At 41.4% G+C, this 12,508-nt stretch carries 9 protein-coding genes; 1 reads left to right on the top strand and 8 read right to left on the bottom strand.

Features of this window, described 5'->3' with window-relative positions; genetic code table 11:
* Nucleotides 1-6: 6 nt before the first annotated feature.
* From nuoH to hexA, 8 genes are all read right to left on the bottom strand, one after another.
* Nucleotides 7-984: an NADH-quinone oxidoreductase subunit NuoH gene (gene nuoH, locus NBG71_RS07470; RefSeq protein WP_075670642.1), complete on the bottom strand. Its 978-nt coding sequence runs from the start codon at nt 982-984 to the stop codon at nt 7-9.
* Nucleotides 984-3,716, bottom strand: coding sequence for an NADH-quinone oxidoreductase subunit NuoG (gene nuoG, locus NBG71_RS07475; RefSeq protein ID WP_075670640.1), 2,733 nt, complete (start codon nt 3,714-3,716; stop codon nt 984-986). The genes nuoH and nuoG overlap by 1 nt, the downstream gene beginning before the upstream one ends.
* 53 nt (nt 3,717-3,769) lie before the next feature.
* Entirely contained in the window at nt 3,770-5,134 is a 1,365-nt protein-coding gene (gene nuoF / locus NBG71_RS07480) for an NADH-quinone oxidoreductase subunit NuoF (protein WP_088495125.1), read from the bottom strand.
* A complete protein-coding gene (gene nuoE / locus NBG71_RS07485) occupies nt 5,131-5,676 on the bottom strand; it encodes an NADH-quinone oxidoreductase subunit NuoE (protein WP_006533305.1) in 546 nt (181 codons plus the stop codon). Before nuoE ends, nuoF begins: the two co-directional genes overlap by 4 nt.
* A 2-nt stretch (nt 5,677-5,678) precedes the next feature.
* Nucleotides 5,679-7,475 (bottom strand): NADH-quinone oxidoreductase subunit C/D, encoded by a 1,797-nt coding sequence (gene nuoC, locus NBG71_RS07490; protein ID WP_075670636.1) that lies wholly within the window; start codon nt 7,473-7,475, stop codon nt 5,679-5,681.
* Between the two features lie 76 nt (nt 7,476-7,551).
* Nucleotides 7,552-8,226 carry a NuoB/complex I 20 kDa subunit family protein gene (locus NBG71_RS07495; protein ID WP_004243697.1) on the bottom strand — a complete coding sequence of 225 codons (675 nt, stop codon included), beginning with the start codon at nt 8,224-8,226 and terminating at the stop codon, nt 7,552-7,554.
* 17 nt (nt 8,227-8,243) lie between these two features.
* Entirely contained in the window at nt 8,244-8,696 is a 453-nt protein-coding gene (locus NBG71_RS07500) for an NADH-quinone oxidoreductase subunit A (protein ID WP_036912633.1), read from the bottom strand.
* 800 nt (nt 8,697-9,496) lie between these two features.
* Nucleotides 9,497-10,414, bottom strand: coding sequence for a transcriptional regulator HexA (hexA, locus tag NBG71_RS07505; protein WP_075670634.1), 918 nt, complete (start codon nt 10,412-10,414; stop codon nt 9,497-9,499).
* Nucleotides 10,415-11,275: 861 nt separating this feature from the next.
* Here hexA and NBG71_RS07510 point away from each other — a divergent pair.
* Nucleotides 11,276-12,490 (top strand): pyridoxal phosphate-dependent aminotransferase, encoded by a 1,215-nt coding sequence (locus NBG71_RS07510; RefSeq protein WP_075670632.1) that lies wholly within the window; start codon nt 11,276-11,278, stop codon nt 12,488-12,490.
* Nucleotides 12,491-12,508 lie beyond the last annotated feature (18 nt).

A 12,508-nucleotide genomic window follows, 5' to 3' on the forward strand; every position in this document is an offset into this window, starting at 1 on the left:
CACCCCTTATTGAGCGTTGTAAAGTATCACTGCAGCAGTTACCAGCAGATTAATAAGCGTTAACGGTAAGCAAATTTTCCAACCGAAAGACATCACTTGGTCGTAACGCGGACGCGGTAACGATGCACGAATAAGAATAAACATCATCATGAAGAATCCTGTTTTCAGTGCAAACCAAACGAATGACGGTAAGAAAGGACCTTGCCAACCACCAAAGAATAACGTCACGATAAGACCCGATACCGCAACGATCCCAATATATTCACCAACAAAGAATAAACCGAATTTCATACCGGAATATTCAATGTGATAACCATCAGCTAGCTCTTGCTCTGCTTCTGGTTGGTCAAATGGATGACGGTGACAAACAGCAACTCCGGCTATTGCAAACGTAATAAAGCCAAAGAATTGTGGGATGATATTCCACATATTTGCTTGTGAGTTTACGATGTCAGTCAGGTTAAAAGAGCCCGCTTGTGCAACAACACCTAAGATTGAGAGCCCTAAGAACACCTCATAACTTACAGTTTGTGCTGATGCACGCATTGCACCTAACAGTGAATATTTGTTATTACTTGACCAACCTGCAAATAACACGGCATACACCGCAATACCTGCAACCATCAAGAAGAACAAAATACCAATGTTTAAGTCAGCAACAACCCATGTTGAGCTAACAGGTACAATTGCAAATGACAGCAGTAAAGATGAAAACGCAATCACTGGCGCAATGGTGAAGATAAAGCGATCAGCAAATTTAGGGATCCAGTCCTCTTTAAAGAACATTTTGATCATATCCGCAATTAACTGTGCTGAACCTGCATAACCTACACGGTTAGGCCCATAACGGTTTTGGAATAAGCCCAGTAAACGGCGTTCCCCCATACTCATAAAAGCACCACAAGTGACCACAACAAGCAAGATCACGACGGCTTTTAAAACAGTGAGTAAAATCTCTGTAACTTCAGGAGATAACCAGCTCATTATGCAATACCCCGCAGTTGACGAACCGATACACCTACCAGCGATGGAGAAATACCTGCCATACCTAACGGCAAGCCAATTTGACCTTGAGTCAGGTGAGCACTGATTTTCACAGGTAAGGTGAATTCACGGCCTTCGTAAGTAAACATCGCTTGCTGACCTTGAGTTAATGCTAATGCCTGTGCATCAGATTCACTCAATGTTAAATAAGCCGTTTCCATACGAGATTGGATAACTTCAGCGCGTTGTGATAACTCTTCACTACCAAATAAACGGTAGCAAGGTGCGACAGTCCATTGATTTTTCTGTGCATTAAATGGCGCAGGAATATCAGTGAAATAGCCAAGTGTATTATCACCACATTCGATTAAGCGCACACCCGGATCGCCAAAGCGTAAGCTGCCACCCACTTCTGCTTGGAATTTATTCCATGCTTGAGGTGAGTTCCAACCCGGAGCCCATGCAAATGGAATTTGCTGACGAGGTGCTGTTGGGCTGTTATTACCTTCCATTGAAAACGCAAATGGAGTGTCGATATCTTTTGGTTGACGCTGTTCATGAACAGACACATTTGCCAACATAGAAGTACGACCGCTATAACGATGCGGTTCACGAGCCAATTTCTGTCCACGAATACGGAATGAGGCATTCGGAGCAGCATCAACAATGCCTGCAAACTGAGGAAGGCTGGTTGCACAATGCTCGATAACACTGTCCAACTGTGTCCAATCCAACGTTCTTTCATGCCATTGTGAATCAACCGCACTCAACCAACGCCAGCTTTCATGCATCACCACTTCTTTGTTATAGAAAGAAGGTTCGAAAACTTGGAAGTAGCGTTGTGCTCTGCCCTCTTGACTCACCATTGTTCCATCGCTTTCAGCGAATGAAGAAGCTGGGAGAACAATATGTGCTTTCGCCATAATGTCTGTTTGCTGGTGGTCGATAACAATAACGTTATCAACTTTCGCAATCGCATCATCAATCACGTCTGCATCGTAATGGCGATATAAATCGTTTTCCATTACCACAACGGTGTTAACTTGACCACTACGCATCATTTTTAATGCATCATCAAGTGGTTGTGCATTCATCATGGCAAGCCCCATGCTGTTTGCATCATCAGCAACGAAAGAAAGCCCCACTTCATTACCTTTTGCTTTTAATGCAAACGCAATGTTAGCAGCTGCTTTGATAACGTCTTCGCTACCTGCATGACTACCACTGATAATTAATGGTTTCTTCGCTTGAGAAAGTGCTTGAACAATCATCTCGATATGTTTATTCAACGCTTCATCAATGCCATCAACTGCGGGTGCTTCACCGTTAATGTTATTGGCAATCGCAAAACCTAAACGCGCTTGATCAACAACCGGTGCGCGGTAACTCCATGCAGCAACATCATCAAGGCGAGTTTCATCAACATGAGTGACAAACAGCGGATATTTCGCACGTTGCCCGATATTCATAATCGCAGCAATTTGCCAGTCAGCTACTTTTTGAGCTGCTGCCATTTCACGTGCTTTACCTTTCACTGCTTGACGTACAGACAATGCCATACGAGCACCGGTTTGTGTTAAATCTTCACCTAACACTAAAACAGCATCGTAATCTTCAATTTCACGCAGAGATGGGGTATGAACGCCACCTTTTTGTAAAATATCTAACATTAAAGTCAGTCGTTTCTGCTCTGATGCAGAGATACCGCTATAGAAGTTTTCAGCACCAACAACTTCACGTAATGCAAAGTTACTTTCAATGCTTGCACGCGGAGAACCAATACCCACGATACGCTGACTTTTCTTCAGCATATCCGCAGCGGCTTGAGTTGCTTGAACAGCGTTAATTTCTAACCAGTTACTACCTAAACGTTTTTTAGGCTGACGAGGTCTGCTTGCTAAATTCACATAGCCATAGCCAAAGCGACCACGGTCACAAAGGAAATAGCGGTTTACAGTCCCGTTATAACGGTTTTCAATACGACGCAATTCACCATAGCGTTCACCTGGGCTGGTGTTACAACCCATGCTACAACCTTGGCAAATGCTTGGTGCAAACTGCATATCCCACTTACGGTTATAACGTGATGAGTGAGTTTTATCAGTGAACACACCTGTCGGACAAATTTCAACCAAGTTACCCGAGAATTCGCTCTCTAATGTGCCATCTTCAACGCGTCCAAAGAATACGTTGTTATGTGCACCAAAGACGCCCAGATCAGTACCATCGGCATAGTCTTTGTAGTAACGAACACAGCGGTAACAAGCAATACAACGGTTCATTTCATGAGAAATAAACGGTCCCAGATCTTGGTTTCTATGTGTACGCTTCGTAAAGCGATAACGACGCATAGTATGACCTGTCATTACCGTCATATCTTGAAGGTGACAGTTACCGCCTTCTTCACAAACTGGACAGTCATGAGGATGGTTTGTCATATACCATTCAACAACGCTTTCACGAAATTTCTTCGCTTCTTCGTCGTCAATAGAGATAAACGTGCCATCAGTCGCCGGTGTCATACAAGACATCACTAAACGACCGCGGGTATCCTCAGCATTTTGATACTGCTTCACCGCACACTGGCGGCAAGCGCCAACGCTTCCCAGCGCTGGGTGCCAGCAAAAATAAGGAATATCTAAGCCTAAATTAAGACAGGCTTCTAACAGGTTATCAGCCCCGTTAACTTCATATTCTTTGCCGTCTACATGAATCGTAGCCATAGTCAGCATGCTTCCCAAAGGCCTGCACAGCAGGCGTTAAACCTAGAATGTGTCGTGAAAAATTACCAGCGGCTTTTCAGCAAGTTAGGCTGAATACCTCTGATCAAATTGGCATTGGTATAATCTTCTTGAATAATGCCAGCCTCAAATTCTTCACGGAAATATTTAATGGCGCTTTGTAAAGGTTCTACTGCACCCGGTGCGTGAGCACAGAATGTGTGTCCCGGACTTAAAGAACGACATAAATGCTCAAGTGTTTCGATATCACCAGGGCGACCTTTACCGTTTTCTATCGCACGTAAGATTTCGACACTCCATGGCAAGCCATCACGACAAGGTGTACACCAGCCACAAGATTCACGAGCAAAGAACTCTTCTAAATTACGGGTTAATGAAACCATATTGATTTCATTATCTACCGCCATCGCAAGTGCTGTACCTAAACGGCTACCTGCTTTTGCAATCGTGCCAAAATCCATTGGGAGATCGAGATGATCTTCCGTTAAGAAGTCAGTACCTGCGCCCCCCGGTTGCCATGCTTTCAGCTTAAGACCATCACGCATACCGCCTGCGTAATCTTCAAGGATCTCACGCGCTGTTGTACCAAATGGTAATTCCCATAAGCCCGGAAATTTCACGCGACCCGAGAATCCCATTAATTTAGTACCTGCATCTGGGCTTTTGCCTTCACTTAAACCGATATACCAATCTTTGCCGTGTTCAATAATCGCAGGCACGTTACACAATGTTTCAACGTTATTGACACAAGTTGGTTTACCCCATGCCCCTGATGTTGCAGGGAATGGCGGTTTAGAGCGCGGGTTAGCACGACGACCTTCTAATGAGTTGATTAATGCTGTTTCTTCACCACAGATGTAACGACCTGCACCAGTGTGAACAAATAGCTCAAAATCAATCCCGGAACCAAAGATGTTTTTACCAAGAAAGCCTGCTGCTTTTGCTTCCTCGATGGCATGGCGTAAATTCTTAGCCGCTTCGATATATTCACCACGAAGGAAAATATAACCACGGTAAGCTTTTAGTGCGTGGGCGCCGATAATCATCCCTTCAATTAACAGATGTGGAAGTTCTTCCATTAAGAGGCGGTCTTTATAAGTACCCGGCTCCATTTCATCTGCGTTACAAAGGATGTAACGGATATTCATGCTTTCATCTTTTGGCATCAGGCTCCATTTCAAGCCTGTTGAGAATCCAGCACCACCACGACCTTTTAGACCAGCATCTTTAACTTCAGTGGTCACTTCCGTCGGTGACATACCTTTTAATGCTTTTTCTGCCGCTTTATAACCGTTTGTAGCACGGTATTCATCCAGCCATACAGGCTGACGATCATCACGTAAGCGCCACGTTAGCGGGTGCGTTTCTGCGCTACGAATAATCGGTTTTGCTCCTGAAATTGCTGTCATGGATACTGCTCCAGTAACGTTTCAATCTCTTCAGGTTTAACAAAGCTGTGAGTATCGTCATCTACCATCATGGTAGGACCTTTATCACAATTACCTAAACAGCAGGTTGGCAGTAACGTAAAGCGACCATCTGGTGTAGTTTGACCAGGAATGATATTAAGATGCTTTTCAATCGCTGCCTGAATGCCTTGATAACCTGTAATATGACAAACCACGCTGTCACAAAAACGAATAATGTGACGGCCAACGGGTTGACGGAAAATTTGGCTATAGAACGTAGCAACGCCTTCAACATCGCTTGCAGGGATCCCAAGAACATCCGCAATTGCATAAATTGCGCCGTCTTCAACCCAACCGCGGTTCTTTTGCACAATTTTCAGTGCTTCAATAGAGGCAGCACGCGGATCTTCATAGTGATGTTTTTCTTGTTCAATTTCAGCACGTTCTTCTTCAGTTAAAACAAACGTTGCTTTCTTTGAATGCGTAACATCAACGATTTCGATCTGCACTGCATCATCTTTTTGGTTTAATTCATTTTGCATGATTAACGATCCACATCCGACATTACAAAATCAATACTTCCCAGATACACAATCAAGTCAGAAACCAGACTACCGCGGATAACCGCTGGGATTTGTTGCAAGTGAGCAAAGCTTGGCGTACGAATACGTGTACGATAGCTCATTGTGCTACCATCACTGGTTAAGTAATAGCTGTTGATCCCTTTAGTGGCTTCAACCATCTGGAATGATTCATTAGCAGGCATAACAGGGCCCCATGAAACCTGTAAGAAGTGGTTAATCATGGTTTCGATATGCTGTAATGTACGCTCTTTTGGTGGAGGCGTTGTCAGTGGATGGTCTGCTTTAAATGGCCCTTCTGGCATATTTTTATAGCACTGTTCCAGAATACGTAAGCTTTGGCGTAGCTCTTCTACTTTCAGCATTACGCGGTCATAACAGTCACCATTACTTGCAACAGGGATTTCAAATTCAAAGTTTTCATAACCTGAATATGGACGCCATTTACGGACGTCAAATTCAACACCTGTTGCACGAAGACCAGCACCTGTCACACCCCAATCTAATGCTTCTTTAGCATTATATGAGGCAACACCAATAGTACGACCCTTCAAGATACTGTTTTGCAGTGCTGCTTTTACGTAAGAATCTAGACGTTTTGGCATCCAATCTAAGAATTCACGTAATAAGCGTTCCCAACCACGTGGTAAGTCATGAGCAACACCACCGATACGGAACCATGCTGGGTGCATACGGAATCCAGTAATCGCTTCAACGATGTTGTAAACTTTCTGACGGTCAGTAAAGGCAAAGAACACCGGTGTCATTGCACCAACGTCTTGGATAAAGGTACTGATATACAGTAAGTGGCTATTAATACGGAATAGCTCTGACAGCATGACACGAATGACTTTAACGCGTTCAGGCACTTCAATACCGGCAAGTTTTTCCACTGCAAGTACATAAGGCATTTCGTTAACGCATCCGCCGAGATATTCGATTCGGTCTGTGTATGGAATATAGCTATGCCAAGATTGGCGCTCACCCATTTTTTCAGCACCACGGTGGTGATAGCCTACGTCAGGCACACAGTCGACGATCTCTTCGCCATCAAGCTGAAGAATAATACGGAATGCACCGTGAGAGGATGGATGGTTAGGACCGAGGTTTAAGAACATAAAGTCCTCATTCTCAGTTCCGCGTTTCATCCCCCACTCTTCAGGTTTAAATGTCAGCGATTCCATTTCCAGATCCTGTTTCTGCTTTGTCAGCACATAAGGATCGAACTCTGTCGCACGAGCTGGATAATCTTTACGCAGTGGATGACCTTCCCAATCAGGAAGCATCATAATACGACGTAAATTTGGATGCCCATTAAAGACAATCCCAAACATATCCCAGACTTCACGCTCATACCAATTCGAGTTAGGAAAGATAGATGTGATAGTCGGAACATTAAGATCATTTTCACTTAATGCGACTTTCAACATAATATCTTTATTACGATCGATTGATATCAGATGATAGAAAACGGAAAAGTCTGCTGCTGGCAAGCCTTGACGATGCGTACGAAGACGCTCATCAAAACCATGCATATCAAACAGCATGACATAAGGTTTTGGTAAAGATTTGAGGTATAGCATTACCTCAATAAGTTGTTCCCGCTTTACCCAAACAACTGGCATACCAGTACGAGTAGGCTGGAACGTAAACGCATCTGGCCCAAATTTCTGACGCAGTTCATTAACCACCTGATCATCAATATGATCGGTCGTTTCCCACGCTGGCCGAGCGCCTTTTTGCGCTATCTGATCGGTCATTTCTATTCACCACAACTTTGATCAGGGTTACTATGATCGCAACACATTGCTCTGGTTACGTCTTAGGCAAAAGCCTTTAAATTTCGTCAGGAGTACGCAGATTTTTCACTGCGATACGTTCACCGTGTTTTCTTTCTCGTTCTGATTGCATATTGGCACGGTAAACACCTTGGTCGCCGACAACCCATGATAATGGGCGACGTTCTTTACCAATGGACTCTTGTAATAACATCAGTGCTTGCATGTAAGCTTCAGGGCGTGGTGGACATCCAGGAATATACACATCAACTGGAATGAACTTATCAACACCTTGCACTACTGAGTAGATGTCGTACATACCACCAGAGTTTGCACATGCCCCCATAGAGATAACCCATTTAGGCTCTAACATCTGATCATATAAACGTTGAATAACGGGTGCCATCTTAGTAAAGCAAGTACCCGCAACCACCATAAAGTCAGCTTGACGAGGGGATGCACGTAATACTTCTGAACCAAAACGAGCCACGTCATGCACAGCCGTAAATGACGTCACCATTTCAACGTAACAACAGGAAAGACCAAAGTTATATGGCCATAAAGAGTTTTTCCGTCCCCAGTTCACAACGTCATGCAACGCATGTTCCAGTTTTCCCATATACACGCTGCGATGAACGTGAGCATCTAACGGGTCACTGACAATTTCCTGTGATTGCAGGGGATAACGGTCATTCTCACCGTTCGGATCTATGCGGGTGAGCGTATAATCCATTTCTAATGCCTCGCTTATTACTGCTGCGGATGTTTGCCGCTGGTTAATCGAACATGGCTTTTACTCGCAGTTTCACGACGAGAGCGAACAGGCGTCCAATCTAATGCGCCTATACGAACCAAGTAGAATAATCCAGCTAATAAAATAGCGATGAAGACTGATGCTTCAATAAAGCCTAACCAGCCAACTTCACGAACGGAAACAGCCCAGGCATAAAGAAACAGTGCTTCAACATCGAAAATAACGAAAAACATGGCAACTAAATAGAATTTAGCTGACATGCGCAGACGAGCGCTGCCAACAGAATCAAGACCAGATTCATAAGGAACATGCTTTGCCCTTGCCTGTGCGCGCCCGCCTAAATAGCGGGCACCCAACAACATGAGCGAACATAACCCCAATGCGCCTATGAGGAAGACAGCAAATGCCCAATGATGGGCGATAACTTCGGTGGTTGTAGACATACTCATTGCTTACTCATCAAAGGTGGTGTCAATTAACCAATTCTTATCCGGCGGTTTACACCACATTTCTAATTACGAAAAAAAAGGCGAATTAAACAGACTTGCTAATTAAAGAAATAATAACAGTCTATTTATACCTTTATTCTTTTTTAGAAAACTTTGCGACAAATCACTCAGTTTTCTATCGCGATTTAACAACTTTAACACTCAATTTTAACACTCAATTACAGCTCAATGCTAAAACGTGTCAGTAAACCGACAAGCTTTATGCTAACACGCTTAGTCTAACTGATAATTCGATTTTACTACACCAGTATCTCAGGAAAAACCTGATTCAACACAGGCAAATGTGCCTTATTTTTTTGATCAAACTCACAAAATAGTCGAAAAAACACCTAATCAGTTTAAAATTTATCCAAATTTTAACAAATTAACTTTCTAATATTGTGGAGGAGGTCAAATATCCGCTTAGATTTACTTTTTTATTCTCTTAAAACCTAGACAATCTTTTTATTTGTTAACAAATCCTACAAGTGATTAACCAAGGGGGAAGGTAAACATTTTTTTAACAAGCAGTTAAGGTAGTTATGCAATGAAATGTTACAAAGATAAATACATAAAACAACATAATTATTAACATAGTGTTACTATTTCAAAAAAAGAAATAAAAAAACGGAAATAAATGCACTTTATTGCATCTATTCCCGTTTATCACTATTCATCACTATCCAGCTTTATTTGACTCTTTTTTAATCTTTAATTTTTTGTGTTTTAACGCTAAAAAATTCACACAATTATTAATGTGATTATTCAAGTTCAGTAGAGCTAATATCTTCAGGTGCAGTGACGGTATAAGGTGTTTTCTTGTTTTCAATCGCATTGAATACTGTTAACACCGCTTCATTTTGTTCATCAGAATTACGATATAACCAATATTGTGTCTCAGGTAAACGAGGTAATCCTTCGCTTTCACCTAAAATACGTAAATCGGCATTCTGCATTTCAAGTGGACGAGCAGTAATACCCACCTCTGCATTAACCGCAGCACGAACAGCAGATAAAGAAGCCGCTTCATAAGCAATACGCCATTGAATTCCAGCATCATCTAGTGTGTTTATCGCTAATTGACGGAATGGGTTCGTTTCATCCATTACAACTAAAGGAATCGGCTCATTCATTTGTAATTGGAAGTCTGGCGCACAATGCCATAACACTGGTGCAGTACGTAACGCTGTACGTGGGTGATGACCAATACGTGCTGTTGTTAATGCTAAATCAATTTCATGATTATCTAGCATTGTCTCAATATATTGAGAACGCTTAATACGTACATCAACAGCTAAACGAGGATACACTGACGCGATACGATTTAGTAAAAACGGTAATAAAGTATCAACAGAGTCATCAGAAGCACCAATACGTAGCTCCCCTTCTGCATCGCTATATGTTAATGATGCTGTTGCATCATCATTTGCACGCAGAATTTGACGCGCATAACCTAACAGTTGTAGACCATGCTCTGTTAAAAGTTTATTACGACCATGACGGGCGAAAAGCTCTCTACCCACCAATTGCTCTAAACGTTGCATCTGCTGACTCACAGCAGATTGGGTTCGACATACAGCAGCAGCGGCTGCTGCAAAAGTGTTCAAATCTGCTACAGCTACAAACGTTCTAAGCAGATCGAGGTCGAGATTCATTATCGGACGATTTGCATTAATCATTGTTTATTCTTCACTTATTTTTGATTTTTAAATTACATATACCTGGTGTTTTATATCAAAAGTCTAAAAAAGACTTCCGATTCAGACAGTACTCTACTCTGAAAAGGAGAGCAAAGACATACCGAATACTTTACATTTGTTTCTTATCGTTTACACCTCCTAGATAGAAAGGAATTGCATCTTTTTGTAACAAATTAAATTTTATTATCATTTCAAGCATTCACAAGAAAGAACTGTATACCGTCATCACAAGTTAGACGTAGATCATACTATATTGCTTTCTCATTCATAAATTTTAACATTTTGAAAATAATTTAAATTATCTTAACTATGCATTCAGGTTTAAGTATCTTCCCCTATAAATTAAATTTAAGATTTAAATTTAATTTATACTTAAACTAATTGATTGCTATAGAATAAAGTAGATTTAACCATATTATTTGAAAATTTAATATATTAAGTCAGATAATACAAATCCGATAAAATTATTCAATAATTGATTATGCAACATTTCATCTACCTATCCATCACATCAACTTATTTCTGATCACCACACTAAAAAGCCCCTTTTCAATAGAGTAATAATCTAGTTTTAATTCAAAATATGAAACATAAATCCATCATAAGCAATACAATCAGTCATCAAAATAACATTCTAAGAATAAACTGACCTTTTACACCAAAAATTACCTAGCATCTTCAAAAGTTTGTAACGTAAGAGTAGAGTGATAGAACAGTTATTTGCTGGGACAGCCTTTTCATTTGTATCTTTCTATATGAATAGCAATCGGCGATAAATGTCGCTAAGTCGCCATAATCACAATAAAAGATACGAGTCAGACCCTATTAGGTAAACGCGCTATGAATCAGATTAAAAAATCAAACAAACTCGAACATGTCTGTTACGACATTAGAGGTCCGGTTTTGCAAGAAGCAAAACGTCTGGAAGAAGAAGGTAATAAAGTTTTAAAACTCAATATTGGTAACCCGGCACCTTTTGGCTTTGAAGCACCTGATGAAATCTTAGTAGATGTGATCCGCAATCTACCAAGCTCTCAAGGTTATAGTGACTCCAAAGGACTGTTTTCTGCGCGTAAAGCTATCATGCAGCATTATCAAGCCCGTGATATGCGTGATATCACTGTTGAAGACATTTATATTGGTAATGGTGTTTCTGAGTTAATCGTACAAGCGATGCAAGCTTTATTAAATAATGGCGATGAAATGCTTGTACCTGCGCCTGATTATCCATTGTGGACAGCCGCCGTTTCTCTTTCAGGAGGAAATGCTGTTCACTATATGTGTGATGAGCAACAAGGCTGGTTCCCTGATTTAGATGATATCCGCAGTAAAATCACAAAAAATACCCGCGGTATTGTTATTATCAACCCAAATAATCCGACAGGTGCGGTATATAGCAAAGACATTCTGATGGAAATTGTTGAAATAGCACGTCAACATAACCTAATTATTTTTGCTGACGAAATCTACGATAAAATTCTGTATGACGATGCCGAGCACCATTCTATTGCTGCCATGGCACCCGATTTATTAACCGTAACATTTAATGGTTTATCAAAAACCTACCGCGTTGCAGGCTTCCGTCAAGGTTGGATGGTGTTAAACGGCCCCAAAAAACACGCTAAAAGCTATATTGAAGGCTTGAATATGTTAGCGTCTATGCGTTTATGCGCTAACGTTCCTATGCAACATGCCATCCAAACAGCATTAGGTGGCTATCAAAGTATTAGTGAATTTATTCTGCCGGGTGGTCGTTTATATGAGCAACGCAACCGTGCTTGGGAACTAATTAATCAAATTCCGGGCGTTTCTTGTGTTAAACCTATGGGAGCATTGTATATGTTCCCTAAAATAGATCTTAACCGTTACAGTATTAAAGATGATCAAAAAATGATCCTCGATTTATTACTCCAAGAGAAAGTATTACTGGTACAAGGTACAGCCTTTAACTGGCCATACCCAGACCATTTCCGTATCGTTACTCTTCCGCGTGAAGACGATTTAGATATGGCAATTCAAAAATTCGGTCGCTTTATTGTCGGTTATCATCAATAAGATTACCTGCATATAAAA

Source organism: Proteus sp. FZP2095, assembly GCF_023701425.1.
Classification (GTDB): Bacteria; Pseudomonadota; Gammaproteobacteria; order Enterobacterales; family Enterobacteriaceae; genus Proteus; species Proteus cibarius.